General features: G+C 61.7%; 1 protein-coding gene. It reads right to left on the bottom strand.

All coding sequences use genetic code 11. The features are described 5' to 3' along the window. Window positions 1–183 precede the first annotated feature (183 nt). Window positions 184–990, bottom strand: coding sequence for a lysophospholipid acyltransferase family protein (locus tag ABT116_RS49590; protein ID WP_095969868.1), 807 nt, complete (start codon window positions 988–990; stop codon window positions 184–186). Window positions 991–1,085 lie beyond the last annotated feature (95 nt).

The raw sequence follows: 1,085 nt of genomic DNA, 5'->3' as shown, positions 1-1,085 counted from the left end.
ATCGAACTCGGTCGAGACCGCGTAGTACTCACGGCCGTCCTCGCAGACGACGCCGATGGACACGAGATCGATGGTTCGACCGTCTTCGATGAATTCGCAGTCGTAGAAGTAGCGCACGTCCGAAAACTATGCCGCACGCGCAGGCTCTGGGGCCAATGCGCGTGCGGCAGGTGTGGGAAATCTCTAGCTGGCCTGTGCGTCCGGGAGCGAATCCTTGTCGGTCTTCGCGGATTCCTTGGACTCGGCCGAGGCCACGAGATCGACAACCGACTCGCCGCTTTCCGCCGGAACGTCGACGGCAGCTTCGGGTTTCGTGGGTGCCTGGTTCTTGAGACTGGCCGCGTAGATGTCCACGTACTCCTGGCCGGAGAGTTTCATCAGCTTGTACATCACCTCGTCGGTCACAGCGCGCTCGACGAAGCGGTTCCCGCCCATGCCTTCGAAGCGGGAGAAATCGATAGGTTCGCCGACGATCACGGTGACCTTGGCCGGACGCCACATCCGTGAGCCGATCGGATTCATCTTGTCGGTACCGACCATCGCAACCGGGATCACCTTGACGCCCGATTCGAGCGCGAGGCGCGCCATTCCGGTCTTGCCCTTGTAGAGGCGACCGTCAGGCGAACGCGTTCCCTCGGGGTAGATACCCAGCAGACTGCCCGAACCGAGAACCTTGAGACCGGCGTTGAGCGCATCCTGCGCTGCGTCCGCGCCGGTTCGGTCGATGGGGACCTGTCCGACCGCGGTGAAGAACCACTTCTGGAATGCGCCTTTGAGACCGGAACCGGTGAAGTACTCGCTCTTGGCAAGGAACGTGATGCGGCGGTTGACGCGAAGTGGAAGGTAGAACGAGTCCAGAACCGCCTGGTGATTGCTGGCCAGGATGGCCGCCCCGTCAGTCGGAATGTTCTCGTGACCCTTGACCGTCGGACGCCCGAGCAGCCAGAGAATCGGCCCCAGCAACACATACTTGAAGAGCCAATACCACACGGCGTCCCTCCCATTCACAGCTGAATTTCGCTGAGTACGACCTTACTGCCGACCCGTAACCCCCGCTACACACGCCCCTGCAGGATCGACCCGAT

Origin of the sequence: Streptomyces sp. NPDC002130, from assembly GCF_040296465.1 — a bacterium.
Taxonomy (GTDB): domain Bacteria; phylum Actinomycetota; class Actinomycetes; order Streptomycetales; family Streptomycetaceae; genus Streptomyces.
Note: the sequence above shows the minus strand (reverse complement) of the source record. Positions and strands in the feature narration are given on the sequence as shown.